This window comes from Streptomyces sp. NPDC001828 (assembly GCF_042892175.1).
GTDB lineage: Bacteria > Actinomycetota > Actinomycetes > Streptomycetales > Streptomycetaceae > Streptomyces.
In genome coordinates this window covers 1,216,110-1,240,975 of record NZ_JBIATV010000001.1, presented here as the reverse complement: position 1 = coordinate 1,240,975, position 24,866 = coordinate 1,216,110, and the positions used below count along the sequence as shown (strand labels likewise).

At 69.6% G+C, this 24,866-nt stretch carries 25 protein-coding genes; 11 read left to right on the top strand and 14 right to left on the bottom strand.

Annotation, left to right across the window (positions count from 1 at the left end; translation table 11 throughout):
- Nucleotides 1-5: 5 nt before the first annotated feature.
- The 3 genes from ACFYZA_RS05855 to ACFYZA_RS05845 form a co-directional block, all read right to left on the bottom strand.
- A complete protein-coding gene (locus ACFYZA_RS05855; RefSeq protein WP_382589364.1) occupies nt 6-698 on the bottom strand; it encodes a FadR/GntR family transcriptional regulator in 693 nt (230 codons plus the stop codon).
- 222 nt (nt 699-920) lie between these two features.
- Nucleotides 921-1,109 (bottom strand): hypothetical protein, encoded by a 189-nt coding sequence (locus tag ACFYZA_RS05850; protein ID WP_382589361.1) that lies wholly within the window; start codon nt 1,107-1,109, stop codon nt 921-923.
- Between the two features lie 320 nt (nt 1,110-1,429).
- Complete coding sequence (locus tag ACFYZA_RS05845) at nt 1,430-1,870, bottom strand: VOC family protein (protein ID WP_382589358.1); 441 nt, start codon at nt 1,868-1,870, stop codon at nt 1,430-1,432.
- Between the two features lie 515 nt (nt 1,871-2,385).
- Here ACFYZA_RS05845 and ACFYZA_RS05840 point away from each other — a divergent pair.
- Nucleotides 2,386-2,910, top strand: coding sequence for a DUF4232 domain-containing protein (locus ACFYZA_RS05840; protein ID WP_388487561.1), 525 nt, complete (start codon nt 2,386-2,388; stop codon nt 2,908-2,910).
- A 228-nt stretch (nt 2,911-3,138) separates the two neighbouring features.
- On the opposite strand, the gene ACFYZA_RS05835 is transcribed toward ACFYZA_RS05840, so the two are convergent.
- Nucleotides 3,139-4,020 (bottom strand): SDR family oxidoreductase, encoded by an 882-nt coding sequence (locus ACFYZA_RS05835; protein WP_388487559.1) that lies wholly within the window; start codon nt 4,018-4,020, stop codon nt 3,139-3,141.
- Between the two features lie 87 nt (nt 4,021-4,107).
- Between ACFYZA_RS05835 and ACFYZA_RS05830 the strand changes: the two genes are divergently transcribed.
- Nucleotides 4,108-4,686, top strand: coding sequence for a TetR/AcrR family transcriptional regulator (locus ACFYZA_RS05830; protein ID WP_388487556.1), 579 nt, complete (start codon nt 4,108-4,110; stop codon nt 4,684-4,686).
- A 162-nt stretch (nt 4,687-4,848) separates the two neighbouring features.
- Here ACFYZA_RS05830 and ACFYZA_RS05825 read toward each other — a convergent pair whose 3' ends face one another.
- The gene (locus ACFYZA_RS05825) at nt 4,849-5,481 is read right to left on the bottom strand and encodes a DUF2461 family protein (RefSeq protein ID WP_388487554.1); all 633 of its coding nucleotides are present in this window, start codon (nt 5,479-5,481) and stop codon (nt 4,849-4,851) included.
- A 71-nt stretch (nt 5,482-5,552) separates the two neighbouring features.
- Here ACFYZA_RS05825 and ACFYZA_RS05820 point away from each other — a divergent pair, with 71 nt between their 5' ends.
- A complete protein-coding gene (locus ACFYZA_RS05820; protein ID WP_388487551.1) occupies nt 5,553-5,690 on the top strand; it encodes a hypothetical protein in 138 nt (45 codons plus the stop codon).
- 483 nt (nt 5,691-6,173) lie between these two features.
- Here the strand turns inward: ACFYZA_RS05820 and ACFYZA_RS05815 are convergent, their stop codons facing one another.
- From ACFYZA_RS05815 to ACFYZA_RS05805, 3 genes are all read right to left on the bottom strand, one after another.
- Entirely contained in the window at nt 6,174-6,785 is a 612-nt protein-coding gene (locus ACFYZA_RS05815) for a dihydrofolate reductase family protein (protein ID WP_382589340.1), read from the bottom strand.
- A 73-nt stretch (nt 6,786-6,858) separates the two neighbouring features.
- Nucleotides 6,859-7,701: a helix-turn-helix domain-containing protein gene (locus ACFYZA_RS05810; RefSeq protein WP_388487549.1), complete on the bottom strand. Its 843-nt coding sequence runs from the start codon at nt 7,699-7,701 to the stop codon at nt 6,859-6,861.
- 157 nt (nt 7,702-7,858) lie between these two features.
- Complete coding sequence (locus ACFYZA_RS05805) at nt 7,859-8,764, bottom strand: LysR family transcriptional regulator (protein ID WP_382589335.1); 906 nt, start codon at nt 8,762-8,764, stop codon at nt 7,859-7,861.
- Between the two features lie 136 nt (nt 8,765-8,900).
- Between ACFYZA_RS05805 and ACFYZA_RS05800 the strand changes: the two genes are divergently transcribed.
- The 5 genes from ACFYZA_RS05800 to ACFYZA_RS05780 all read left to right on the top strand — a co-directional run bounded on the left by ACFYZA_RS05800 (nt 8,901) and on the right by ACFYZA_RS05780 (nt 12,929).
- Entirely contained in the window at nt 8,901-9,719 is an 819-nt protein-coding gene (locus tag ACFYZA_RS05800) for a 3'(2'),5'-bisphosphate nucleotidase CysQ (protein ID WP_382589332.1), read from the top strand.
- 54 nt (nt 9,720-9,773) lie between these two features.
- Nucleotides 9,774-10,370, top strand: coding sequence for an NADPH-dependent F420 reductase (locus ACFYZA_RS05795; protein WP_388487545.1), 597 nt, complete (start codon nt 9,774-9,776; stop codon nt 10,368-10,370).
- A gap of 293 nt (nt 10,371-10,663) precedes the next feature.
- On the top strand, nt 10,664-10,879 hold the full coding sequence (locus tag ACFYZA_RS05790) for a DUF6243 family protein (RefSeq protein ID WP_388487544.1): 216 nt from the start codon (nt 10,664-10,666) through the stop codon (nt 10,877-10,879).
- Between the two features lie 366 nt (nt 10,880-11,245).
- Complete coding sequence (locus ACFYZA_RS05785) at nt 11,246-11,809, top strand: DUF6234 family protein (RefSeq protein ID WP_388487542.1); 564 nt, start codon at nt 11,246-11,248, stop codon at nt 11,807-11,809.
- Between the two features lie 523 nt (nt 11,810-12,332).
- Entirely contained in the window at nt 12,333-12,929 is a 597-nt protein-coding gene (locus ACFYZA_RS05780; protein ID WP_388487540.1) for a fasciclin domain-containing protein, read from the top strand.
- Between the two features lie 237 nt (nt 12,930-13,166).
- On the opposite strand, the gene ACFYZA_RS05775 is transcribed toward ACFYZA_RS05780, so the two are convergent.
- Both ACFYZA_RS05775 and ACFYZA_RS05770 read right to left on the bottom strand, forming a co-directional pair.
- Nucleotides 13,167-14,792, bottom strand: coding sequence for a molybdopterin-dependent oxidoreductase (locus ACFYZA_RS05775; RefSeq protein ID WP_388487537.1), 1,626 nt, complete (start codon nt 14,790-14,792; stop codon nt 13,167-13,169).
- Between the two features lie 209 nt (nt 14,793-15,001).
- The gene (locus ACFYZA_RS05770) at nt 15,002-15,421 is read right to left on the bottom strand and encodes a hypothetical protein (RefSeq protein WP_388487535.1); all 420 of its coding nucleotides are present in this window, start codon (nt 15,419-15,421) and stop codon (nt 15,002-15,004) included.
- A gap of 801 nt (nt 15,422-16,222) precedes the next feature.
- On the opposite strand from ACFYZA_RS05770, the gene ACFYZA_RS05765 reads away from it, so the two are divergent.
- Nucleotides 16,223-16,906: an LAETG motif-containing sortase-dependent surface protein gene (locus ACFYZA_RS05765; protein WP_388487533.1), complete on the top strand. Its 684-nt coding sequence runs from the start codon at nt 16,223-16,225 to the stop codon at nt 16,904-16,906.
- 88 nt (nt 16,907-16,994) lie between these two features.
- On the opposite strand, the gene ACFYZA_RS05760 is transcribed toward ACFYZA_RS05765, so the two are convergent.
- The 3 genes from ACFYZA_RS05760 to ACFYZA_RS05750 form a co-directional block, all read right to left on the bottom strand.
- On the bottom strand, nt 16,995-19,079 hold the full coding sequence (locus ACFYZA_RS05760; RefSeq protein WP_388487532.1) for an MMPL family transporter: 2,085 nt from the start codon (nt 19,077-19,079) through the stop codon (nt 16,995-16,997).
- Between the two features lie 146 nt (nt 19,080-19,225).
- The gene (locus tag ACFYZA_RS05755; protein ID WP_382589664.1) at nt 19,226-19,726 is read right to left on the bottom strand and encodes a MarR family winged helix-turn-helix transcriptional regulator; all 501 of its coding nucleotides are present in this window, start codon (nt 19,724-19,726) and stop codon (nt 19,226-19,228) included.
- Nucleotides 19,727-19,829: 103 nt separating this feature from the next.
- On the bottom strand, nt 19,830-20,396 hold the full coding sequence (locus ACFYZA_RS05750) for a DUF4383 domain-containing protein (RefSeq protein ID WP_388487529.1): 567 nt from the start codon (nt 20,394-20,396) through the stop codon (nt 19,830-19,832).
- A gap of 210 nt (nt 20,397-20,606) precedes the next feature.
- Here ACFYZA_RS05750 and ACFYZA_RS05745 point away from each other — a divergent pair, with 210 nt between their 5' ends.
- A complete protein-coding gene (locus ACFYZA_RS05745) occupies nt 20,607-22,136 on the top strand; it encodes an SDR family oxidoreductase (RefSeq protein ID WP_388487527.1) in 1,530 nt (509 codons plus the stop codon).
- A 126-nt stretch (nt 22,137-22,262) separates the two neighbouring features.
- Nucleotides 22,263-23,630: a cryptochrome/photolyase family protein gene (locus tag ACFYZA_RS05740; RefSeq protein ID WP_388487525.1), complete on the top strand. Its 1,368-nt coding sequence runs from the start codon at nt 22,263-22,265 to the stop codon at nt 23,628-23,630.
- A gap of 43 nt (nt 23,631-23,673) precedes the next feature.
- On the opposite strand, the gene ACFYZA_RS05735 is transcribed toward ACFYZA_RS05740, so the two are convergent.
- A complete protein-coding gene (locus ACFYZA_RS05735) occupies nt 23,674-24,675 on the bottom strand; it encodes a MerR family transcriptional regulator (RefSeq protein ID WP_382589298.1) in 1,002 nt (333 codons plus the stop codon).
- Between the last annotated feature and the right edge of the window lie 191 nt (nt 24,676-24,866).

Genomic DNA, 24,866 nt, shown 5'->3' with positions numbered 1-24,866 from the left:
GCTCTTCATGAGCCGGCGACATCGGTGTCGTGGGTGAGCCGCACGATGGCGGCCGCCGCGGCGCGGGCGGCGTCCCCGTCCCGGTCCTCGATCGCCGAGACGAGTCGCCGGTGCAGCCCGGCGTGCTCCTGCGCGGCGGCCGCGTCCCAGGGCAGTCCGCCCAGAGTGGCGGTGAGCGCTGTGCCGAGGTAGTCGTACACCTCCATCAGGAGGTCGTTTCCGCTCGCCCGGACAACCGCCCGGTGAAACAGGGTGTCAACGTCCTTGGCCGCGGTCGGGTCCTCACTCTCGCAAGCCGCCTCCGCGTCGGCCAGGAGATCTCGCAGCTGCTCCAGTTGCTCTTCGCTGCGGCGCAGGGCAGCGGCTCGCGAGGCGAACTCCTCCAGGACGGTGCGCAGTTCGAGGACGTCGTCGCGCTGCGCGGCACTTGCGCGCCGCACCATGACGGACTGGAGCTCACTGGAGGCGCGGACATAGGTGCCGTCACCCTTCCGGGCTTCCAGCAGCCCCAGGTGCACGAGCGCGCCGACCGCCTCCCGCAGCGTGCTGCGCCCGACGCCGAGCTCCTCCATGAGGGCCTGCTCCGAAGGAATCCGCGTCCCTACCGGCCATCCACCCGCCTCGATATGCGATCGGAGACCGTCCACGAGCTGCGAGGCCAGGCTGGCCGACCTACGTGGTGCGCTGATGCGTTTCATGGGAGCAGTCTATACAGACATCAGACGTTTGAACATCGCCTCCGTGAGGCGGCGGAGACGATTTTGGGGACGGCCTCTACGACGCGGACGAGTCGGTGGTTCTCGTCGGAACCACGGAGCCACCGACTGGGGCCGATCCTCAGCGCCTGGACGACCCATGCTGCCGCTCGGACTAGGGGGTGGCGTGCCGCAACACGTGGCAGGCCGGCCATGGGAGTTCGTTCAAGGACGGCGGCTGCCACGGATCAGCCAGAGGATGAGCAGACACCCTGGCAGGGCTATGGCCAGGTAGATCGCCACCGCTTCCGCCAAGCTGCCGCCGCTCGATCTCCATGTGGTGCAGAGCAGCAGGCCGAAGAAGACGAAGATGGCCATGACCAGCCCGGTCGAGAGCGGGATGCGGTGGCGCATGAGGTGCTCCTCCGTGGGGGGTTCTGGTTCAGTGCACTTCACGTCGGCACTCTTGCCGGTGGATGCAGGAACCCGATGTTCAGTCACCTGCAGTCGATCATGAGCGTGCGCCGGCCCCTACGGGACGAAGGTCCTCAGACGTAGGCCGAAGGTCCTCGCCCCCAAACCACCTTGTCCTAGGCGCATTTGACAGGCGGTCCGCATTTTCCACACCCGCACAGGGGGCAATGAGGAACGTTCACGACGAGTACCGCCCCGGCCGGCGCCCAGAACCACAGTCCTGCGCCGGCCGTGGACGTCCGTCGCCCCTTCTCGGCCTCTCAGTGCAACTGCTCGGCGAGCCCCACGATGATGCCCTCCGGGCCCCGGAGGTAGCAGAGCAGATAGCTGTCCTCGAACCGGGCGATCTCACCTACGAGTTGGGCGCCGTGAGGGCGCAGGCGGGCAACGGTGTCCTCAAGGCTGTCGACGGCGAACATGACGCGGTGGGTGCCCACGATGTTGTGCGGCCGGTCGCGCGGCTCGGTACTGATCGCCTCGGGGCTGCGGTACTTCGCGAGTTCGAGCCGGCTGTGGCCGTCCGGGGTCCGGAGCATCGCGATGTCACAGTGGACACCGTCGAGCCCGGTGCACTGATCGGCAACCAGGCCCTGCACCTCCGCCCTGCCCTCCAGCTCCATACCGAGCTCCGCAAAGAACGCGATCGCGGCATCCAGGTCCTCGACCACGATGCCGACGTTGTCCATCCGCTGAATCGCCATGCTGTCTTCCCCTTGTCCTTCATGCGGCCTTCTTCGTGCGGCCGGTGCTGTCCGCTGATGTTCCTGGGACGGAGCCGGTGGCACGTTCTCGACACTCTCAGACCGCCGAACGGTAAAAAGTTCTGGATCCGGCCTCAGCGCCGCGCTACAGCAGACCAGCGACTCACGTGAACGTGGGTTCTGGGAGACAAGCCCAGATTCGCCGCCGAGATCGGCGAGCGCGGCGGCCGACTGTGCCGAGTCGACCTCTGGGCCGCCGGCAAGGGGCTGACCCGGAGATCCCTGTGGAGGAGTTCGTCGGGATCCTTGAGGGCATCGCCGCACTGCTCGACATCGAGGAGGGCTGGCCCCCGCCCCCTTACAGAGCCTTCAGCGATATGACGCGTCGTCAGAACTGTTGCGGCGGGGGCCATTTCCGGCTCGGCAGGCCGAAGGAGCGGGCTCGACGGTTGTGGCCGTCGGCAGATTGACCGAAGGCCGCATGCCCGACGACCGCAAGGGGGCAAACTACACGGATGACCGCATTCACGAACGCCGCCACCCTCATCCTTGTCCCTGCCCTCCTGACCGGCGCGACGACGGCGACCGCCTACGCCGAAACCGGTCCCACCCAGGTCAAGGCGGCCTGCGCACCAGCGGCGCTCGGCTACGAGGCACGCGCCCGGGCACCGATCGCGAGCAGCGTCGTGCTCATCACCGTCACCAACAAGAGCGGCGCCGCCTGCACGATCGACCGGTTCCCCAGCGTGACCTTCGGCGACCTGGACGGCTCGGCCCGGCCGGTGCCGGCCACACAGAGCGGCCCGAGGCAGCTCGCGGCCAAGGGCAAGCTGTACGCGGCGCTGCGCACCGACGACCGGAGCAGCCCGGCCCGGTACGTACGGAGCCTGGCGGTCAGCGCGGAACCCGCCGCCGAGGGGACCCGCTTCACCGCGCGGCAGATCGGAGCTCCGGCGACCGGGATCGCGGTGTACGACCCGATCACCACACTGTGGAAGCAGTCCGTGGACGAGGCAGTGACGTCGCTCCCCGCATCCTGACCACGGCCCGCCGCTGGCACGGTTGGGTCCAGCGGCACGGCAACGACGGCTTCATCGCGGACGCGTGGGACGCCCTCTTGGCCGTCACCAGCGCGGCAATGCCCACGATCATGGCGACCCGGCGGTGCGGGGGGCTTGGCGGGCGGGGCGGTCCTGTCTGCGGCGACCCTGCACCAGATGGTCACCGGCCGCCAACAGGAACCGCGCCGATGCGCTGCCGGTCACCGGTCAGGGCTGGATGTTCTCCAGGTCCTCCAGGAGGCCGGGGTGCTTCGGCTCCCAGCCGAGGGTCTCGCGGGTGTGGGTGCTGGACGAGGGCTGGTCGGCCTCGAAGATCGCGCCGAGAGGGCCGTACGTCTGCGACGGCACCGACTCGACCGGCAGGCCGAGCCGTCGGCCGATGACCGCGGCGATGTCCCGCACCCGGTCCCCCTCGTCAGCCACGGCGTGCCACACGCTGCCGCCCTCCGCTCGTTCCAGGGCGAGCCGGAAGAGGACCGCCGCGTCGAGCGCGTGGACGGCCGGCCAGCGCTGGGTGCCGTCGCCGGGGTAGCCGGACACCCCGCTGCGGCGTGCGATGTCGGTCAGCAGGCCCGCGAACCCGCCCGCGCCCTGGTTGTGGACCGTGCGCGGCAGGCGTACGGCCGTACTCCGGACCCCTCGCGCGGCAAGGGCCAGGACCGCGTTGACCGTGCGGCCGCGACCGCCGACCGGCCCGTCGGTCGGCACCGGGTCTGCCTCGGTGGAGGCGCGGCCAGGGGCCTGGGGCGTACCCGAGACGGTCACGAAGGGGCGGTCGCTGCCGACGAGTTCATCGCCGAGGGCCGCGAGGGCGGCGCTCTCCTCGGCGACGTTCCGCGCGAGCGCCTCGGGGCTGCTGAAGTCATTGCCGAAGGCCAGGTGGACAACCCCGTCGGCTTGTGTGGCGCCGGCCCGGAGGACGTCCAGATCGGCGAGGGTTCCCCGGAGCGGCTCGGCGCCGGCTGCCTCGACGGCGAGCGCGGAGGCGTCGGAACGGGCGAGCGCGAGGACGGTGTGGCCGTTGCCGAGCAGTTCGGCGACGACGGTGGACCCGATCAGGCCGGTGGCGCCGGTGACGAAGACACGCATGGAAGGCCTCCTTCAAGTGATGGGACTCTTGTCCCATCACACGCTACCAGGCGATGGGACAAGAGTCCCATCACGTATGCTGAACCCATGGGTAGGTGGAAACCAGGCGCACGCGAGCGCCTCGTCATGGCCGCGGTCGACCTCTTCACCGAGCAGGGGTACGACGCCACGACGGTCGCGCAGATCGCCGAGCGTGCCGGGGTCACCAAGAGCACCTTCTTCCGGCACTTCCCCGACAAGCGCGAGCTGCTGGTGGCCGGGCAGGAGACGCTCAGCCGACTGCTGACCGAGGGGATCGCCGAAGCCCCTGGCGGCGCCACCCCGCTCGAGGCGGTCGCCGCCGGTCTTGAGCGGGCGTCGAGCGCGATGGGCCCCGTGAACCGCGAACTCGCCCCGCGTCTGAAGGCGGCCGTCGCGGCCAGCGCCGAGCTGCAGGAGCGTGACGCCCTCAAGACCGTCAGCCTTGCCGCCGCGATGACGGCCGCCTTGGTCGAGCGCGGCCTGCCCGACCCCACCGCGGCCCTCGCGAGCGAGCTGGGCGTCCTCGCGTTCAAGCGCGGGTTCGCCCAATGGTCCGAGGGCGACCGCGACGGCGAGGACGAACTCGCCGGATACGTCATGGCGGCCCTGGACGAGCTGCGCGCGGTGAGCGCGTCGCTGGGCTGACCGGACGGCGAGCGACACGCCGACCTGCACGCGGGCATCCCGCTGGGACACAGATGGCCGCGCACGATGGACGAGGCGACCGGTCGGCGTGTGTGGGGATCCTTGTGAGCGAGGGGCCAACGGCACGGTGGTTCTCCCGTGCCGCGCGGCGCTCCTGTGACGTCAGACGGCGCGGCTCACGTGGCGGACCAGCCACATCAGCAGGGCGTCCAGGTCGGCGATGGCCGAAAGGACCCGATCGGCCGCCGCCGGGGTGTGCAGCCACTCCTCGCAGCCGAGCGGCCGGGCGGCGATCAGCGAACGGTGGCGCAGCAGGTTCGTTCGGGCGTGGTCCACCGGATAGCCGCGCGGAGGGCGGCTCATCACGTCGCCGGAGACGTCGTAGCCCTTCTCCCCCAACTCCTCGACCAGGGCGGCCAGTTCGCGCCCGCTGCCCTCGGCGACCACGGCCTTGCGGAACAGGTCCACCTGGCCGGGATCGGGGTACCACCAGGCGCCCTGGATCCGCAGGCCGTCCAGAGAGAACCGGAGACCGATCTCGACCTTGCGGCCGAGCCGGATCACCGCGCCTTGGTTCTGCCACCACCAGGAGTTGGTGCGGTAGTGCCAGACGGAGAAGTCCTCGTACCGGGGGTCCCTGTCCGCCACCGTGTTCAGCAGGGAGATCATCGGCTGCCGGACCAGGCGTTCGCGGTCCGCGCGACAGCGCTCGCGGGTCGCCTGGGTCGGTTCGCCCTGAAGCTGCCACAACACGTCCATGGCCCGCTCCGGCCAGCCGGTGAACTGTCCGCGCATGCGCGCAGGATAGCTCAGCCATGATCCGCACTCGGGAAGAGCGAGACGGGCAGGGAGCCGTAGCCCCAGACATGGTGGGATGTGTTGCGGCGGGGCGCGCGGTCCGGCTCGATGTGCCGTGCGCGGTGCGCGAGTTCATCGAGGAACACGGAGAGCAGGAGGCGGGCGAGCGGGGCGCCCAGTCAGAAGTGCACGCCACACTCGCGTAGCGGCGGGCCCGGCGCTGGCGACGGCCGTGCGGGAGGCGGCCGGTCGCCCTTTCTCCCCCGCTGCCCAAATCCCCTTTCGCGCCGAGTTGTTCGAGTACGAGGTCGACGCTTACGTCCTGCTCCTGCTGGCCCTAGACCGCGCACTGGCCAGCCACAGCGTCGGGCGCAGGCCCGGCCAACTGCTGTGGGCGCCACCGGCGCGGTCCCCAGGGCACGGGAGCCCTTGTTGAACAGCATGGAGGCCCCTTGTACACGGGCCCGGAGACGGAGGCGGGGTGACGTCTCGTACGACGTGGCGGGGATTGCCTCGTTGCCGGGTGGCCCGCTAAGGACGCCGACCCAGCGAGCCGGTCACCGGGCCAATCGCGGGTGTCGGTCCGCAGGACGGTGCGAGCGACACCGCCCACGTACGACACCTGGGCCGCGCTGGTTCACCACCGGGGCCCAGATGCCGTTCCTCGAGCGGGCAGGCGCCGGACATCTCTAGCGACGTACCTTGAACCTCAGGTGCAGCACCCTGTCGCCCTGAATGACCACGTGTGGATCCTCCAGCAGATGCTGTTGGTCGATGCCGCCGAAGTAGCGTCTGCCCGCGCCGAACACGACCGGGACCACGTCCATCGCCACCTCGTCCACGAGACCGGCCGCGAGGATCTGGGCCCCTGCTTCGCCGGCGTTCACGGCGACGATCCGGTCCCCGGCGAGGTCCTGGGCCGTCTTGATCGCGGCCGCCGCGCCATCGACGAAGTGGTAGGACGCCTCGGGGTGCCACCCCTCGGGCTTGGGCCGGTGGGACACCACGACCACGTGATCTCCGGCGGGTGGCTTGCCTTCCCAGCCATTGACCTGGTCGAACAGGTTGCGGCCCATCACGATCGTCCCGATCGACTCCCACATGGAGCGGACGTAGTCCGCCGACGCACGCGAGACCTTGAAGCCGCTGTCCGCTCCGGAATGGTCGTACTGATCGTCCCCGCCCACGGTGATCGGGACGTCCCCGCTGAAGTACCACTCATGAAGGGGTCCGACCTCGCCCCTCTCGTCGGCGATGAAACCGTCCACCGACACCACGCTGTGCATGATCACCGTGCCCACGGGCCCTCCTCGACTTCTTCTCGCGCGTTCGCCACGATCTTCTCGCGCCGACGGGATCCGGGCATGTAAGAAATCAATCGGCGGGCATCAAGCCGATGTCGTGCGGGCCTCGCCGCCCGGTTGGGGATCGGCGCATCAGGGCCAGGTACTCCGTCGGGGTGTGGCCCGTGAAGTCCTTGAACTCTCTGCTGAAGTGGGCATGGTCGAAGTAGCCCGCCGTTTGCGCGAGCTCCGACCAGTCGACAGGGCTCAGGGCGTCCACAGACACGATCAGCTGCGCGAAGCGGTAGATCCGCGCCATCCGCTTCGGTGTGACACCGACATGAGTCTTGAACAGGTTGGCCAGGTGATTGCCGCTCACCCCGGCTGCCTCGGCCAGCGAACCCACCGGGATCGCCCCGTGCGAGGCCTCAAGACGCCCGCCTGTGTGCTGGACCAGGTCGAGGCCGCGGGCCGGGGCGTCGGTAAGTCGCGACCGCAGCTCCTCTTCCAGCGCCCGCAGCGTCTCGGCGGCCGACGCGGCGTCGCCGGTCCGGTTTCGAATCCGGTCCACAGAGTGTTGCCAGACGGCATCGAGCGGGGCCCACCGGTTACGCAGCTCGGCCGTCGGCATGCCGACGAACGGCGACATGCCCCAGGGTTTGAAGTGGACCCCGACGAGCCGCGCCCGCGTGGGGTACTCGAAGAGGAAGCGCCTGGTCCATACGCCCATGAACCACCCGTCCGTGAACACGACGGGCGGCACCGAAGGGTCGGAGTCCCACAGGCGGACGGGCCCGTCCAGGTGAAGGAACAAGTGTGCCGACGGCATCGGCGGGACGTTCATCAGGCGGTGCTGCGGCACCCCGGTCAGACAGTAGATGTCGTCGATGAACCGGTCGAGCGGCGGAGCGGGGACCCGGCCGAGGTATTCCATGGCCCCAGTGTGGCCGCCGGAGCGGTCAGTTCGCGAGGGTGGTGTGGCCCGCCCCTGCCATGCCCTCTTACGGTCAGGGGCACATGTGGGCGCACGCGTCTCTTGCTCTCTTGGCTGACGGCTCGGTCGACGTGCCAGAGCGGCATGGCCGAGCTGTCTACGACCTGCCGCCCATGGCCAGCGCGGTGCGCGCCAGCCCTCGCAGCCAGGCGTGGGCATGGTCGGTGTCGTAGCGCTGATGCCACGACAGGAATATGGGCGCGGACGGCAGTTCGAGCGGGAGAGGGAGCACGACGAGGCCGAGGTCGGCGACCGCTGACCTCGTGGTGGCTTCGGGGACGCTGACCAGGAGATCGGAGCCGCGCGCGAACTCCAGCGCGGCCGCTTCCGTCGGCGCGGTCGCCACGACCCGGCGAGTGAGGCCGAGCTGCGCGAGGGCGTCGTCGAGGGCATTGCTGAGGTTTCCGCGTCGCGACACGGTGACGTGCTCTGCGGCTGCGTACCGCTTCGCGGTGACGGTCCTGAGCCGGGTGAGGGGATGTCCCTGCCTCACGACGATGACCAGGCGGGTCTCTCCCACGCTCTCCGCACGGATGTCCGGTGCGGTCGGGCGGTTGGCGTTCGCCTCCAGGTCTACCTCGCCGCGCCGCAACTCCCGGGTGTCGATGCTCGATTCGGCGATGAAGCGCAGGCGCACGCCCGGTGCCTGGGCACGCACGGCCGCGAGCAGTGCCGGCCCGCTCAAGGTGACCAGGGAGTCGTGCCAGCGGAGTGTGAACGTGCGCTCCAGCGTTGCCAGATCGAGCTCACGGCTGGGTGCCAGCACCCCCTGGACCTGGTGCAGCAGCTCGTGCACCTGTGCCCGGACGGCGACGGCATACGGCGTCGGGGTCATCGTGCGGCCCGTGCGCACCAGGATCTCGTCCCCGGTCGAGCGTCGGATCCGGCCCAGACTGCGGCTCATGGCGGGGGCGGTGACGTGCAGGCGCGCGGCCGCCCCGGCCACGCTCCCCTCCTCGAGCAGCGCGTCGAGCGCGGCGAGCAGATTCAAATCCAATTGCATGCGAGTAATCCTAGACGTTCCTAACATGCATTTGAAGTTAATTGAAGGCCTCTATACCTTCGATACCAGAGCGCAGGACGGAACGCACCGCTCGGCTCAACTGGCCTCATCAGCACACTTCTTAGGGAGTACCACCATGTCCGAAACGCTTCAGACGTCCGCCGTCGCCACCTCCGACGCCGACCTGCTCAGCCAGACCGCGCTCGCCGTGCGCGCGGCCGGCTCGGCGCTCAGCGAGCGCTTCGGCGATGTGGTCCCCTACCGGACCCGCGAAGAACTGATGACGGCGCTCGCCGCCAACGACGACACCGCTCTCGACATCCTGCGCCCGCGCCTCACCAGCCTGCGCCCGGAGGCAGGCTGGGTCGAGGACGAGCTGGACGGCGGGGCACTGCCGGCCGGCGAATGGTGGGTCGTGGATCCGGCCGAAGGCAACGTCAACCACCTGCACGCCCTGCCGGAGTGGGCGGTCACTGCCACCCTCGTACGGGAGAACCAGCCCGTCCTCACCGTGGTCCACCTGCCGCTGACCGGCGAGACCTACACCGCGCTCAAGGGCGGGGGCGCCCACCTCGACGGCCGGCCGCTGCACGTCTCCGGGACCGAGGAGCTCGGCCTGGGCATCGTGGCCACCAGCCAGGCACGGCCGGACGAGGACGAGAAGGTCGTGCGGCGCGTCGGCTCCTCGATCACCGCGATGCTCTTCGACGCCCTCGTCGTCCGCACCGCAGTGCCCGCGACCCTGCACCTGACGAACGTGGCCGCCGGCCGCATCGACGCCTTCTGGCAGTTCGCCGGCGCCCGCGCGGACCTGCTGCCCGGGGCGCTGCTCGTCACCGAGGCCGGCGGGCGGATCTCCGACGCCGAGGGGCGCCCCTGGACCCCGCAGAGCGAAAGCTTCCTGGCCGCCGCGCCCGGCATCCACGCCGAGGCAGTCGCCACGCTCTCACGCTGACCGCGCACCACCACCCGCACGCAACGACCCACACGCACGGAGGACCAGATCATCATGACCACCATCGCAGTGCTCGGAAACGGCCGTGTCGGCGGCAACCTCGCCAAGGCCCTCACCCAGGCAGGGCACGAGGTGACCGTGGCGGACCGCGCACCGGGCGCCGCCGCCGACGCAGCCCGGACGGCCCGCGTCGTCATCAACGCGACGCCGGGCGCCGGCTCGCTGGACCGGCTCGTCGCCCTGCGCGAAGAACTGCGCGACACGATCCTCGTCGACGTCTCCAACGCCACCATCGACGGGCCGGACGGACTGCCCGCCGACCTGATCTACCCCGGCTCGAGCCTCGCCGAGCAACTCCAGGAAGCGCTCCCCGAAACGCACGTCGTCAAGACGCTCAACACGATGCTCTTCCCGGTGATGACCGCGCCGGCCACCCTCACCCAGGCACCCGACGCCTTCCTCTCCGGCGAAGACCCGGGGGCGAAGCAGACCGTCCGCGAACTGCTCATCGACCTCGGCTGGCGCGAGGAGTGGATCACCGACCTCGGGGGGATCCAGACGGCCCGCGCGACGGAGGCCGCGATACTTTTCGTGCCGCACGTGATTCGGTCAAGCGGATTCGCGCCCTTCGCGATCTCGATCGCCCGCTGACCCACACGCGGTGCGCTGCCTGCGCACAGCGCCGGCGCCGGCCGACATGACGCTGCCCCGGCATCGATGACCGGGCTGCCTGACCGCAACCGCCCGTGCAGGCGGCGGGGCGGCGGGGCGGCGAAAAAGCTGGTGCACGGGGTCGACGGAACCGGGTAACCTCTTTGTCATGTTCTTCCAAACACCGATTTACGAGTGAGAGCGTGACGGGCTGCTGCTGACGTCGTTCGGCGTCGCCGCCCGTCCCCCACCGATCAATCCGTAGATCACTTCCATCATTACCGGGAGAACCCGTGACCGTGAGCAAGAACATCAACAACCCCGTGGGCATGGGCGGCGGCCAGCGCAAGAAGCTGTCCCGCGCCGAACGGCAGAACAACGGCCCGCACCGCAACCTCGACCGCCAGGGCGCGGCCGAGCAGAAGGCGGAGCTGGTGCGCAAGATGCGCGAGAAGACCGGCGCGGCCGAGGCCGCCGAGCAGGCGGGCGACGACACCCCCCAGAGCTGACGCTCCGCCGCCGCGAGGCGGCACCACACGAGGCAGGGCCCGGACCGCGACACGCGGCCGGGCCCTGCTGCCACATCAGGGCGCGGTCGCCGCAGCCGGTCCCGCTCAGCTACCGGCCGGATCGGACGATAGCTCGCGGGCCTGTCCCAATTAGCTCCCGTCGGATCGGACGGTGGCTCCCCGGCGGTCCTGCCGGTAAGGCACTCCGGAGGGACAAATCCCTTTCGCACAGGCCGAGTTGGGCCAATCCCCCGCTTCCCGCCCCGTACGCCGTCGCCCGGGCGCCATTGCGGAGCGACGGCTGCCCGCCCCTTGAGTATCCGTACTCATGTACAGGCGCGGGTTCGCACCGGCACTGTGTGGGACATGAGCAACCTGCCCGCCGCTCCTCCCGTCGATTCAGCTGTCTACCGGGACACACCCGACCACCTCCATCGGGGCGCGGATGCCGCTATCGGCTGTGCGCTGGTTCTCTTCGAACTGGTGGCGCTCATGGTCTGCGTGGCCGTGTGGCCGTTCGTCGACCACATCGAGCACGACCCCGCGGCCCCCCAACGCCCCTACGTGTTCTGGGACTACGCACCAGCCATCGGCATCCTTGGCGCCGTCGTGGTCGTCATAGGAGTGCTCGCTGCCAAGGGCCGGGCCACGATCACGGCCATCTCTCAGATCATGGTGGGCCTACTGGTGGCCGCGGTACTCGTCGTCGGCTCCGTGGCCCAGAGGCACGAGGACCACCGGAACAACTCCGCCCCCGCGCCGACCGGCCGAGCGTGGATTGCGCCTCCCGGATCGGCAACCCATCACACGGCCATGCCGGCCGACCCGGTACCGGACCACTCCCGGCGGAGCTGCAACCTCTCGATGGCGGCCGGAGCCCGAGCCTGCGCGGCCGGTGACCGACTAGGCACTGTTTCTCGGCTCTCCTGACGCGAGTGGAACGCAGGGACAGACCCGTGGCACCGGCCCCCAATCGGCATTCACGGTTCAGGCGGTGATCGACGGGACGGTACTCGTCAAGCACCACGTGCCACCGAAATCTCAGCTGTGTACTGCCGATCGTGGCCATCTGCCTGGCTTCTTCGATCCCGCTGATCCCAGCCGTCGGGCGGGCTGCGCGAGCCGGGCCGCTGCCGTAAGCGGTCCCTCACTCACGGATACGGCAGCGCGCCCCGCTCATCTCTTATTCGTCACCGGACAGTGTTTTGCTTGGTGCGGGAACCCGGCTTTTGGAGACCGGCCGATCGCTGTCCGGTCGACAATCGCGGCTGGTGGTGGCAGATAATGGACGTGTGCGTGTTTCACGCCGGGTTTTCCGGTCTGGATGAGGAGCGCCCCCATGGCGTGGCCCCCGGGCGGCTGGGCCGGCGGCGGATGCGCCCGGCCCCCGGACCCGGGCCAGTCAGGTGTAACGGGCTGCGGCCCGCCTTTCCCCTCCGAAGGGAAGAATCCAGTGACTGCCACTCGCAACCGTCGCGTCGCCATCTGGACTGCGGCGTTCACTCTTCCACTCTCCGTCGCGCTCCTGGCCCCGGCAGCCCACGCCGCTGACACGGCCACCCAGCCGTTCGGCCCCGCGTGCTCGTCCGTGCCCAAGGAGGGCGCGGGCAGCCTGGCCGGCATGGCCAAGGACCCGGTGGCAACCGCCGCTTCGCACAACCCGGCACTCTCCACCCTGGTGACCGCGGTCAAGAAGGCGGGCCTGGTCGACACGCTGAACAACGCGAAGAACATCACCGTGTTCGCGCCGGACAACGCCGCTTTCGCGAAGGTCCCGAAGGCCACCCTGGACAAGGTCTTGGCCAACAAGGCCGAACTGACGAAGATCCTCACCTACCACGTCGTCGGTGAGAAGCTCGCGCCGAACCAGCTGAACAACGGCTCGTACACCACCCTGGAAACGAGCAAGCTCGTCACGTCCGGATCGGGCACTTCGTTCAAGGTCAACAAAACTGCCAACGTGGTCTGCGGCAACGTGCCCACGGCCAACGCCACCGTGTACGTCATCGACTCGCTCCTCATGCCTCCCGGCATGATGACGAGCAAGTAACCCGCAAGCCCGCGGACCGCGTTGACCCGTCGTAACGTCGGAATCGCGCTCTGGCCGCAAGGCGCGGTCTGCGGCCCCGCAAATTACTCACCAGAGCCCTGCTCTCCTTCAGCTCCGAAGGTGACCAGGGCTCGTAGAGCGGAAGGAATACCTCCGGCGCCCGCTTGATGGAGAGCTTTACCCGGATGGGTCAGGCCCGGCGCGCTGGCGGTCGGCGCCATGGTCGGGTTCGCCGCGCTATTGGACAGTGACGACAACGGAGTGCCAGCCGCTCGCCCCGTCGGGAATGGTGGGAGTGCGCTTCTCGGTCTGAACCGTGCCGGTACGGTCGGTGGCGCGGACGGTGAAGGTGTGGCTGCCGGACGCGGTGGCCTTCCATGGGAATGACCACTGGCGCCAGGTGTCGGTCGTATCCTGCGCCGCCAAGTCGGCCTGCTGCCACGGCCCGTCGTCGACGCGGACTTCGACTCGGTCGATGCCGCGGTGCTGGGCCCAGGCGACGCCGGCGACCATCACCGTGCCCGGTGCGAGGCGGGCGAACGGCTTCGGGGTATCGATCCGCGATTCCGTCTTGATCGGTCCCCGCCGCGCCCAACTGCGCTTCACCCAGTACGAGTCGTAGGCATCGAACGTCGTCAGCTCGAGGTCCTCGATCCACTTGCATGCCGATACGTAACCGAAGAGACCCGGGACGAGCATGCGGACGGGAAAGCCGTGCTCGAAGGGCAACGGCTGCCCGTTCATTCCGACCGCGAGCATCGCGTCACGGCCGTCCATGACGTCCTCGACCGGGCTGCCGATCGTCATCCCGTCCACCGACCGCGCCACCAGTTGGTCCGCCGGGCCGCCTTTCGACGGCGGCTGAACCCCCGTCTCCCGAAGGAGATCGACGAGCCGGACGCCGATCCAGCGGGCGTTGCCGACGTAGGGGCCGCCGACCTCGTTGGACACGCAGGCCAGGGTGACGTCCCGTTCGATGAGCTCCCCGGCCCGCCCCTGGATCAGATCGTCGAAGGTGACCGTGCGCGGCCGCGACACGCCCTTGCCATGAATGTTCAGACGCCACGTGGTGGCATCGACCTTCGGCACCACCAGCGCCGTGTCGACCCGGTAGAAGTCTCCGTTCGGGGTGAAGAAGGGGCTGATCCCCGGGATCCGCAGCTCCGCTCCCTTCGGCACCGGGGCGGCGGGCGACGCGGGGCGGGGCAGGACCACCTTCGAACGCGACGCGATCGCGCTCTGACCGCTGGAGCCGTTCAGCGACAGGCCGAGCCAGCCCGCTCCCGTGGACGCCGCCGCGGCCGCGGTCGCGGCCACGACGAAACCGCGGCGGTCCCAGCCGTCGTCCGATGCGGCTGAGGGCTCGGCAGTGGGAGCGACCGTGGGTTGCTGGCCGGAGCAGTGCGTTCGCAGGCGGCCGATCAGCCAGTAGAGCAGACCGGCAGCGACCACCGCTCCGACGACTGACGGCAGCGCGTCGCCCAGCCCCGTGGAATCCGGACGGCTGGTAGCGGCGAGCGCCCCGACAACGCCGAAGACCAGCACCCCCGCCGCCCCGGTCCGCCGATAGCGCAACGCGATGATGCCGAGCAGCGCGGCGAACAGCGCCAGCACCGCCAGGATGCCCAATTGAAGGACAAGCTTGTCGTTGGTCCCGAAATGGCGGATCGCCCAGTCCTTGACCGGCGGAGGGGTACGGTCGATCGCCGCACCCCCCACCGCGACCACCGGACTCGCCTGCGGGCGCACCGCTGCCGACACCAGCTCCGCCACCGCCAACGCCGCGTAACCGGCCAGCAGCCCGCTCAACGCGGCCAGACACACTCGAATCCAGGCACTCCACGACCTCGGCATAGCCAGCATTCGACACCGCGCACCAGCAGGACTCCTTGCAATGGCATGCCGGGAGAGCCAGGAGCCACACGGAAGGCCCAACCGACAGACGCCTCACCCGGCAGCGGCCGCCAACCGCACACGCCCCGGACGATCGGGCTGAGCCAGATCGATGGGTCTGCTGAGTGAGTGCAGCGGTGACCACGCGGGGCTGCACGGAACCCCGGTAGCTGGGTTGATCACCCGCGTTCCTGCCTCAACGCTGTCGCCGCGAGTGCGGCGGTGAGACCTTCGGAGGCAATGGCGGCAAGGCCGAGAGGGTCGGTCCAGTTGCCGATATCGTCGCCGATCTGCGGGAGGCCGACGGTCCGGGAGAGCGCGTAGGCCAGGACAGCCGCTGCTGTGATCACACCGCTGGCAGCCCACACCGTCGAAGTGTCGTAGCGAGGGAGCACGAGGGCCAGGCCAAGACAGAGTGCGGTCAGCACGATGAACAGGGCCCCGATGTAGGGGGCTTCCCGAAGATGCTGCGGGATGACCGGTACGTGGACCGCTCCCGCGACAGCCAAGAGAAGGGCAGCTGGGAACCGCAACGGATGGTGCAACGGTCCCCGACGCACGTCGGATGATCCGGTCGACATCATGGTGAGCCGAGCCACGGAGACCTCCTCATGAGTGCCTGGCCTTGGTGCTTGGACCAGTGGTCAGTAGTGCGCGGTCTGCCGAAGGAGCGAGGGACGGCTGCCGCGGCCTCCAGCCGTGGCGGGATGACCTCTCAACGGCCTTCGACAGCCGGATCACCAAGCCAAAGGCGTCACCAAGCTCAACGACGCTCCATTGAGTGATTCGACGCCACACAATCTGCGGATTGGTCGTGTACGCGCAGCAGACGGGACCAGGGCAAGGGTCCAGCAGACTCCGGGTGCCGGCTGAGCGGCGGGCGGGCTACGCGGCGCATGGCCTCGGTTGATCGCCCGGGTTCCGCGACGGAGAGCGGAACCCGGGACGGCTGCCGAGCACCGACCATCTGCTGTCAACCCGTCCCCAGCGGCGGGACTGCCCGCAGCCCCGGGGCCACTGCGAGCGGCTGCGTGAGGCCGCAGGTCCCGCGTGCCGGCCGGGGTGCTCCCGGGCCCACCGGAAGGGGGCCGGGCCGCGAGTGAGCAGGGGAACTGGGCCGCGGCCTACCTCTCGGCTGATACCAGGCCGCCTGACGCTCTCACCGGCCCGCGACGCCGTCGAGAGCCTCTGGCCCTTGCACGGGTCGCCGAGCGTTCAGAGACGAGGGCCGCGGCACAGTTCCACGGCTGGGGCTGGCGTGTTGGCGGTTGGACGGGGGTGCGATGATGAGCCGCTTCGCCCGGGCAGCCGTGCCCCGAAGCGTCCGCGGGTGTGGACCTGCGGCGAGTGGCATCCCCTGCGCGGAGCCGCTTGTGGAGACTTTCCCTGGGGAGGGACCCGTGGCGTCCAAGCGTGCCGTCATCTCTACCGCCGCGTCCGCAGTCGGCGCCGTGCTCCTCGCCTCCGGTAGCGCCCATGCCTGCAGCATCGGCGACTTCACCGCGAAGGCGACATGCGACACCAGCACGGGCGAGGCCCGGGCCGCCATCACCGTCACGGACAAGGACCCTTCGGGCACCCCTGCGGACATCACCGTGCGAATCCGTATGGCGTCCGGTTTTGACGGCGAGGTCCTCGGTACCGGGCACATCGACCACCCCACGGCGGCGGGCGCTCGCACGACGATCCTGGTGCCGTGGCTTTCCGGCTACCAATGGAACGTTTCGGTGACGGCCGGCAACCTCACCGACGAGCGGCTGACAAGCCTGCCGATCTCGCCGGACGTCCCCTGCGCGCCGGCCGCCTCCCACTCGTCCGGCGCCTCGTCCAAGCCTCACCGCACGGCGTCGCCGACCGCCACCGCGAAGCCCACGTCGTCGGCGGCCGCACCGTTGCCCGCGGCCTCCCCGGCCTCCCCGGCCCTCCCGACCACCCCGTCATCACCCCCGACGGGCAGCGCGCTCGCCGAGACCGGAGGCGGCGGCAACGCCCCTCTGATCGTCGGGTCGGGAGTTGCGGTGATCGCAGGCGGGGCAGGGGTGCTGCTCGCGCTGCGCCGACGCACCGCTGCCGGACGGCACTGACCCAGGAGCCGGCCGCCGGCCGGGCGCAGACTGCGTCGCACCCTCGCGCCTACGCGGGATCACGCCCGGCTGGGCCCGTCCCCGCGGACTACTTCTCGCGCCGGCTCAAACGTCCGGGCCACCAGGCCTTGGGCCCGATGTCCCGGACAAGCGCTGGAACGAGGAGTGACCGAACGACCAACGTGTCCAGGAGCACGCCGAACGCCACGATGAAGGCGATCTGCACGAGGAACGCGAGGGGGATGACGGCGAGCGCGGCGAAGGTAGCGGCGAGCACGACGCCGGCCGACGTGATCACTCCTCCGGTTGCGACGAGGGCCTTGAGGATGCCGTCGCGTACACCGTGTTCCAAGGACTCCTCCCTCGCCCGGGACATGAGGAAGATGTTGTAGTCCACGCCGAGCGCTACGAGGAAGACGAACCCGTACAGCGGTACAGAGGCGTCGGTCCCCGAGAATCCGAAGACGTGACGGAAGACGAGCGATGAAATACCCAGTGTGGCCAGGTAGTTCAGAGCGACCGTCGCGACGAGCAGGACGGGCAGGAGGACGGACCGCAGCAGTGCGATGAGGATGATCAAAATGATGGCCAGGACGACGGGCACGATGAGGTCGCGGTCGTGTTCGGCGGTGCGCTGGGTGTCGTACTGCTGAGCGGTGTAGCCGCCGATGAGGGCGTCCGCGCCGGAGATGTCGTGGAGCGTCGTGCGGAGTCGGGCAACGGTGTCCTTGGCCGCGTCGCTGTCTGCGGGGTCCTTCAGTGTCACGGCCACGCGGATCTTGCCGTCAACCACGTGGGCGGCACCGGTGCCGGGTCGGCCCTGCTCGCCGAGCGCGGCGGCACCGGCCACGCCGGGGGTCGACTTGGCCCGGTTCAGGATCTCGTCCTGGTGGGGGGCGCCGGCGATCACCACGGTCGGGTTGCCCGAGCCGCCGGGAAAGTGCTGGGCGAGGGTGGCCTGAGCGGCCACCGACGGCGCGTCGTTGACGAAGATCTCGTCGAGCGGTACGCCCTTCGAGTTGAGCGTGGGTGCGAAGGCCGCACAGGCGAGGAGCACTACCAGCGCGACGGCCCAGATTCTGCGGGGCGCCCTTTCCACCTTGCGGGCGATGCCGTGCCAGACGCGGTGGCCACCGCCCGCGGCCTCGTTGGGGCGTGGGCGGGCAGGCCAGTAGGCGGCGTTACCGAGCAGCACCAGGACCGCGGGGAGGAAGGTCAGCGTGCTCAGCACGGCGCAGACAATGCCGATCGCGCCGACCGGGCCCAGCGCCCGGTTGTTGGTGAGGTCGCTCAGCAGCAGGGCGAGCAGGCCGAGGACGACCGTGCCGGCGCTGGCCACGATGGCGCCGGTCGAACGTCGCAGGGCCGCGCGCATCGCGGCGAACCGGTCGGTGGCGTCGGCGAGTTCCTCGCGATAGCGGGCGGTGAGCAGGAGGGCGTAGTCGGTGGCGGCTCCGATCACCAGGATGGAGAGGATGCCTTGGACCTGTCCGTCGACGCGTACGGCACCGTGTTGCGCGAGGGCGTAGACCACGGCACAGGCGGCGCCCAGCGCGAACACCGCGCCCAGGATGATCACGAAGGGGAGCAGGATGCTGCGATAGACCAGCAGGAGGATGACCAGGACCGTGACCAGGGCAACCATCAGCAGCAGGCCGTCGATTCCGGCGAAGGCGTCGGAAAGGTCGACCTGGCTGGCTGCTGGTCCCGCTACAGCGACCGTGGTTCCGCTGACCGCTGCCGCCCTCTTCTTCACCGCGTCGATGGTCGCGGGAAGGTCGTCTCCGAGATCGGGGCGCAGCTGCACTACGCCCTGGAGGGCCTGTTGGTCGCTGGAGGGAAGGGCGGGAGATGCCTGACCTACGACACCGGGCGTTCCCTTCAGAGATGCCAAGGCCTGGGTGGCCTGGCTCAACTGCTCTTTGTTCACGGGGCCGTTGCCTCGGGCGGTCCAGACGACGATCGCCGGCAGCGTCTCGTCCTCCTGGAACGCGCGCTGCGCCTCGATCACGCGGGTGGACTCGGCATTGCGGGGCAGGAAGGCCGCTTGGTCGTTGGTCGCGACCTGGCCGAGCCGTCCAGCGTACGGGCCGAGTGTGCCGCCGATGGCAAGCCAGATGATCAACAAGGCGAGCGGCACCAGCCATCGAGCGCCGTGTGAGGTGCGGAACATGGTTCTCCCAGGAGCGGTAGCCAGAAGACTCAACGAAAAAGTATCTCAATGATTGAGTTAGATTTTGAAGCACGGAACTTCGTCACTACTTCCGCTGGGACACAGGGGTTGGATGCAGACTCCCGGGGACTTCAGGCCTGCCCCCTTCAGGACTGCTCCTGTGACCGTCCGCTCCCCGCGAGTTCCGCGTTGAGAGTGCCGAGAAACGCCAGCACCAGGGCCAGTTCGTCTTCGGTGAAGGTGCTCCGCACCCGCTCGGTGGCCTCCGCGAGCGGGCTGAAATACGACCGTGCCCGCGCCTGAGCCCCTGGCACATACCGCAGATGGACAACCCGCCGATCGGAACTCTCACGCACCCGCGTGATGTGTCCGGCACGCTCCAGCCGGTCGACGCATGCACTCACCGCACCAGAGGTGAGCCCCAGCCGCCGGCGCAGCATGCTCGGCGTGACGGGCGCCGTGGAATCGAGGATCGTGGCGAGCGCCTGGACGTCGGTGGGATGAAGCCCCTGGCCGACCGCGAACCCGTGTACCAGCCGATTGATCTCCCCATTGAGACGGCGCAACTCAACGGCGAGTGCCCGCAGATCCGGGTGCGGGGCCGCTGCCCTGGGCTCCCGTTCCGCGGGGCCGGCACTTGCACAGATCTCGTCCGGTTCACGGCTGTCCACCCGGACACCCTATCCGCGCGGGGTGGAGGCCCCTGTCCGCTGGGGCCCCGGGACTCGGTGCCGCGCAGCGCCGCCTCCTTCAGTGCGGACCGGCCCACCGTGCGTTGGCCGTGTTGCTCCCGCCGTGTGGCAGGGACGGCTGAGAGTGGACCGCCGCGCGTCGTGCGACTGCCTCTCGCGCCGCCTGGCGCGGGTGGCGGCGCCGCCAGTACGGGTTGTCGTGCGGGAGACGGCTCGTGACACGTCCGTACATGCCGAACGTGAGGATGACCAATCCCATGATGAAGCTGAACACGACGTTGGTCATGCCGAAGCCCAGGAAGTTGGCGGGCTTGTCGAGGATGAAGATGTGGGCGTAGCCGCTGAGCAGGAAGAGGGTTCCGACGCTCATGTTGACGGTGGAGGCGACGTTGCCACCCACGATCGCCCCGGCGATGAGGACGAGGCCGAAGACGACGGAGAGCAGGCTCAGGACGCCGTTGGTGCTCATCCCGGCGATGTGACTGCCGTTGGTGTTGAAGGGACTGAGCTGATCGGCGAATCCGAGGCACCCGAAGGTCAGGAGTACCAGGCCGCAGAAGGCGGCGCCCCAGCGGTACACCTGGGCGAGCTTGTGATCGGTCGGGAGTTCGTCGTGGAGTTTCATACGATGCGACACCTCTCTGTGCCGAGGTTTTTGTGCACGTTCATGAGCTTCTTCCGGTTCAGCGGCACAGTCGGTTGCACCCGGCGGGGAATTCACTGGATCGGCCGCCGGGCCGGTCGGCCTGGGTGCATCCGTTACGGCACTGCTGGGGGAAGCTTCAGATGTAAGGACCGCTCGGCAGGCGGCTCGCAGCCGATTCGGGAGCAACTCATGGGATCTGATCCGACAGCCGGTCTCAACTGTCTGGTGACGGGGGCGACCGGCTACATCGGTGGCCGTCTGGTGCCCGAACTACTTGCGGCGGGCCACCGGGTGCGCTGTCTGGCGCGGACGCCGGAGAAGCTTCGCGACTATCCGTGGATCGGTGACGTCGAAGTGGTGCGGGGCGATGTGAAGGATGCCCCTTCTGTGGCCGCGGCGCTCCGGGGCATCGATGTGGCCTACTACCTCGTGCACGGACTGGGGACGGGCCGCGACTTCGAGGAGACGGACCGCCACTGTGCGCAGACCTTCGCCGACGCTGCCGATACAGCAGGCACGCGTCGGATCGTCTATCTGGGCGGCCTGACGCCGAACGGTGTGCGGCCGGAGGACCTGTCTCCGCATCTGCGGTCGCGGGCCGAGGTCGGGCAGATCTTTCTGCGATCACGGGTGCCCTCACTGGTGCTGCGGGCGGCCGTCGTCATCGGCTCGGGCTCGGCCTCCTTCGAAATGCTGCGCTATCTCACCGAGCGCCTGCCGGTGATGGTCACCCCGAGCTGGGTCGGCACGCGCATCCAGCCGATCGCCGTCCGTGACGTCCTTCGCTACCTCACCGGAAGCGCTTCGATCCCCGAGGGCCTCAACCGCGCGTTCGACATCGGCGGCCCCGACGTCATGACCTACGAGGAGATGATGCGCCGGTACGCCGAAGTAGCGGGACTGCCCCGGCGGCTGATCGTGCGCGTCCCCATGCTCACACCACGCTTGTCCAGCCACTGGATCGGCCTGATCACCCCGGTGCCGCGCGCCCTGGCCCGCCCGCTGGCCGAGTCCTTGCGCCACGAGGTCGTCTGCGACGAGCACGACATCGCCCAGTACGTGCCCGATCCGCCGGGTACCCCGCTCGGCTTCGACCGCGCCCTGGAGTTGGCTCTGCAGCGGATCCGCGACGCCCAGGTCACCACGCGTTGGTCGTCCGCCACACTGCCTGGTGCACCCAGCGACCCGCTGCCCACCGACCCGGACTGGGCGGGCGGCAGCCTGTACACCGACAAACGGCAGGTGTCGGTCGACTGCTCCCCAGCGGCTCTGTGGCGGGTGATCGAGGGCATCGGCGGCGAGAACGGGTGGTACTCCTTCCCGCTGGCCTGGGCCGTGCGCGGCTGGCTCGACCGGCTGTTCGGTGGTGTGGGGCTGCGTCGCGGCAGGCGGGACGCGGAGCGGCTGAGAGTGGGTGACTCACTGGATTTCTGGCGCGTGGAGGAGATCGAGGCAGGGCGACTGCTGCGGTTGCGGGCCGAGATGCGGCTGCCCGGCCTCGCCTGGCTGGAGCTGTGTGCCGAGCCGGCTCCAGGCGGACGTGCCCGGTACCGTCAGCGCGCCCTCTTCCACCCGCGGGGACTGCTGGGGCACCTCTACTGGTGGAGCGTTTCTCCCTTCCACGCCTTCGTCTTCGGTGGCATGGCCCGCAACATCGCCCACGCCGCCTCGGGGACACCGCCCGCGCGGCGGCGGTACATCCGAGGCCGCAAGAGCTGACCTCGTACACCGCCGAGTTCGGGCGCATCCGCCGCGCGGCCCGTCGCGGAAGTCACAGTCAGACATCCGCTTTGGCGCGACGTACGGGTCACCCAGAGCTTTTCTCACCACTCTCAAGGGGTCGGTATGAGCGTCTCCGTCGTCCTGTTCACCTCCGACCTCCGCGTACACGATCACCCGCCGCTACGAGCCGCGATCGCTTCAGCCGATGAGGTGGTCCCCCTGTTCGTGGTCGATGACGCCGTGGCCGGTTTCACCGTCCCCAACCGCCGGGCCTTCCTCGCGGACTGCCTCACCGATCTGGACGCCTCACTGCGCGAGCGCGGGGGACGTCTCATCGTCCGGTCCGGCGACGTGTACGCCGCGGTACGACAGGTGGTATTGGAGTGCGACGCCGACGAAGTACACATGGCGGCCGGCGTCAGCGGCTACGCCGCCCGGCGCGAGGAGACGCTGCGGCGCATGCTGGAAGCCGAGGGCAGACGCCTGTACGCGCACGACGGTGTCATCACGGCTGTCGCGCCGGGCTCCGTCACCCCCGCGGGCTCCGACCACTTCTCCGTGTTCACCCCCTACTGGCGGCACTGGGACCAGCAGCGGCAGCGCACGCCTCTGGCCGCACCTCGAGCAGTGCGCGTGCCGCCTGCCCTTTCCGCCGACCCCCTCCCCCAGCGGCACGAGGTGGGCGGGATCTCACCGGCTCTGGCGAGTGGCGGCGAGAGTGAAGCACGTCGCCTCCTCGCCTCCTGGCTGCGCACCGGCATCGACGCCTATGAAGAGCGCCACGACGATCTGGCGGGCGACGCCACCTCCCGACTGTCACCACACCTGCACTTCGGGACGCTCTCCCCCGTGGAGGCGGTCCACCGGGCCCGTCTCGTCGAAGGCGCCGGGTCCCGGGCGTTCGTGCGGCAGTTGTGCTGGCGCGACTTCCACCACCAGGTGCTGGCAGCCCGCCCGGGCGCGTCCTGGCAGGACTATCGTCCGCGCAACGACCACTGGCGTACGGAGGCCGCATCGAGCGAGGAAATCGAGGCGTGGAAGCAGGGACGAACCGGCTATCCCGTGGTCGACGCGACCATGCGCCAGCTCGCCGAGGAAGGCTGGATGCACAACCGCGGCCGGCTCCTGACCGCCAGTTTCCTGACCAAAACGCTGTACGTCGACTGGCGCGTCGGTGCCCGTCACTTCCTCGACCTCCTGGTCGACGGCGATGTCGCCAACAACCAGCTGAACTGGCAGTGGATGGCGGGCACCGGCACCGACACCCGCCCCAACCGGGTGCTCAACCCCGTGCTCCAAGGCAAGCGTTACGACCCCGAAGGCAGTTATGTACGCCGCTGGGTCGCCGAACTCGCCGACCTGCCCGGCGCCGCGGTGCACGAACCTTGGAAACTCCAGGGGCTGGAGCGCGCCCGCTTCGACTACCCCGATCCCCTCGTCGACCTCGCCGATGCTCGTACGCGCTTCCAGGAGGCACGCGCCTCCCAGTGAGCGGGGATTACGCCAAGAGGCACGCGCCTCCCAGTGAGCGGGACTACGCCAAGAGGCGGGACTCGATGGTGTGCAGGGCCGGACGCAGTCCGGTGAGCCGCCCCCACCCCGTCGCGAGCGGTGTTCCAGCCCAACCGGGGCCGGCCAGCAAGAGGTGTGGGTGCTGGCGTGCCCCCTTCACACCCCATTCGATCCCGGCGACCTGACGGGCCAGCTCCGGTTGCGCTGTCGACCGGCTCTGGGACCAGAGCACCACCAGAGCCGGGCCGAGGCGGCGCACCGCGTCCGACAGGGCGCCGGCCGGCAAGGCAGGACCGAACATCCGCACCGGCAGAGCGCGTTGAGCCAAGCCGGCGGCGAGTGCCTCCAGCGGCAGGCTGTGCTGCTCCTGAGGGGTGCAGGCAAGGAGCACAGGAGCGAGGCCCGCGCTCTCGGGGGGTGTCTCCGACAAGCGGCGCAGGGCGCAGGACACCTGCCACGACAACAGGTGCTCGACCTCGATGTACCTCTCCCCGGCGGTCGCCCACTTACGTCCGACCGCATGCAGCGTGGGCATGACGATCTCCTCCCAGGCGGTGACCAGGCCGTGCTCCTCCAGCGCGGCGGCGAGTCGCTGGGCGACGGCCGGCGCGTCGAGGCGAACAGCGGCGCGCGCCAGCCCCCGACATTCCTGCCTCACATCACCCAGCGGCAGCGCATCGCGCCCGCCAGGCGTCCGGCCGCCGGCGAGACGCGCAGGAGGGGCAGGTGTCACAGCACCGGTTGGTTCCGTGCCGCGCGCGTCGAGCGCCGAGCGAGCAGCTTCGGCGGGCGGGACTCCAAGCGCGGCCAGCCGGCACATCTCCTGGATGGTTGCCACATCGCCCGGAGTCCACCGGCGATGCCGACCGTCCTCCCGACGGGCCGGTCCGATGCCGTAGCGGCGTTCCCAGGACCGAACCGTGGCCGGTGACACCCCCAGGACACGGGCGACCGCCCCGGTGGTCAGCACGGTGCTCACGCCTGACTCATCCGGTGCGACATCGCGAGCGGGCGAACTGCTCATGCTTCCACTCTACGCAGGGCAGCCCGGCTGAACGCTGCAAGTCATAATCGCCGGCCGAAGCCAGGACCCTGTGCAGCTCGCATCCCGGCCGCACTCACTCGGCAAGCGTTGCAACTGGCCCCCAGCGCCCTCGACGCGCAACCCTCCATGCCCAAATCGATGCACAAACGCTGCGTATTGGCTGGCGCGCT